Origin of the sequence: Xanthobacter autotrophicus (genome assembly GCF_029991245.1) — a bacterium.
In the GTDB taxonomy this organism is placed as follows: domain Bacteria; phylum Pseudomonadota; class Alphaproteobacteria; order Rhizobiales; family Xanthobacteraceae; genus Xanthobacter; species Xanthobacter autotrophicus_C.
The window spans coordinates 1-1,662 of sequence record NZ_JAIVFO010000287.1; the positions used below are offsets into that span (position 1 = coordinate 1).

At 68.9% G+C, this 1,662-nt stretch carries 2 protein-coding genes; both read right to left on the minus strand.

The window, feature by feature from the left end; genetic code table 11:
- Positions 1 to 104: 104 nt before the first annotated feature.
- On the minus strand, positions 105 to 581 hold the full coding sequence (locus tag K9U41_RS22775; protein WP_282643118.1) for an MmcB family DNA repair protein: 477 nt from the start codon (positions 579 to 581) through the stop codon (positions 105 to 107).
- A gap of 7 nt (positions 582 to 588) precedes the next feature.
- Positions 589 to 1,479 (minus strand): YihY/virulence factor BrkB family protein, encoded by an 891-nt coding sequence (locus tag K9U41_RS22780; protein ID WP_282643119.1) that lies wholly within the window; start codon positions 1,477 to 1,479, stop codon positions 589 to 591.
- Between the last annotated feature and the right edge of the window lie 183 nt (positions 1,480 to 1,662).

The following is a 1,662-nucleotide window of genomic DNA, read 5'->3' on the forward strand; positions in this document are numbered from 1 at the left end:
CTCCCCAACTCTCCCCCGCAGGCGGGAGAGGGGGCTGGCTGGTGCGCGAGAGGGGGTGGCGCCGGCGTTGCATCTGAAGCCGGGTGACGCCCCCCGCGCCCGCCCTACATCAGCCCCCTGAGCAGGTCCGGATCGTAAAGCAGCGCCAGCCGCGTGGCGGCGGCGCGGGCGAAGCGCAGGGTCAGCGCCTTGCGGGTCGCCGGCGCCAGCGGATGCAGGGGCGGTTGGCGCAGGCACTCCGCCCCAAAGGCGTCGGCCACCAGAAGCCCGGCCTCCTCGGGCAGGATCTCGATGGGGAAGTCGAGCGGCACCGCGAACAGCAGCCGGTCGCAGAAGGCGCGATATTGCGGCCACTTGGCGTCGGCGCGGAAATCCGCGACCGATGACTTGATCTCGATGATGGTGATCTCGCCCTTGGGGCCGAGGGCGAGAATGTCCGCCCGGCGGCCCGACACCAGCGCGAATTCCGGCACGCCCGCCAGCCCCGCCAGCGCCAGGTGCAGCAGCACCCCGCGCTGCACGGCGCGCGCCGTCTCCGACTGGCGCCCGTCCGGCCGCAGCTCCGGCAAAAACTCCCTCATCACTCCCTCACCGCTTCGCTTCCACGGGGGCGGCCGGGGCGATGGTTTCGTTCCCGACGGTCGCCGGCGTGCCGCAGAAGCTGCGCTTGATGGCGGCGTTGAGTTCGCCGCCGAACACGAAGATGGACGCCGTCAGGTACAGGAAGACGAGGGCGATCATCACCGAGGCGAGGCCGGCATAGGTGGTGACATAATTGGCGGGGAATTCGGCGAGGTAGAAGCCGAAGGCGGTGGCCGCCACCAGCCACAGCACCAGCGTGACGAGGATGCCCGGGGCCACCTCGGCGAGGGAGCGCCGACCCGCCGGCAACCACAGATGGGCCACCACCAGCGACACCACCAGGATGATGGAGGTGGCGCCGAAGCGGATCAGGGTGATGGCACCCGAGAACGGCGCGATCGCCGGCAGCTGCGCCACCGCCGCCTGCCAGATGAGCGGCCCCAGCACCACCAGGAAGGACAAGGCCAGCATGGAGACGGCGGCGAGCAGCACGTAGCCGATGGATTCCAGCCGCAGCCAGTACCAGGCGCGCATCTCCTTCACCCCATAGGCGCGGTTGAGGCCGATGCGCAGGCTCTCGATGCCGTTGGAGGAGAAGTAGATGGCGAGCACCACGCCATAGGTGAGCACGTCGGTGCGCACCTGGTTCACCACATTGTAGATCTCGCGCGAGATGGGTCCCGCCACCTGCTGCGGCCAGGTCTCCAGGATGAGTTGGATGGTCTCGTTGGCCAGGGGCTGGAGGTTGAGGAAGCCGGCCAGCGCCGTCACGAAGATCAGGAAGGGAAACAGGGACATGAGCGCGGACAGGGCGATATGGCTCGCGATCGCCCAGCCGTCATCGGCGGCGAAGGTCCAGAACGCATCCAGCGTAATATGGATGATGCGCCGCAGCATGAGGTCTCCCGTTTCCTGTCACATCGGGCTTTCCTCGACGAATGGCAAGCGGGGGGCCTTGCATCCCGGGCGCGCCGTGCCCGCTGGCGGAGGGCGGGGCCATGGGATAGAGACGGGGCAGGCGGCGGCTGCGCTGCCGCGTTCGAGCGTTTGCGGATAGAACCATGCCGAGCCCCGATCAGG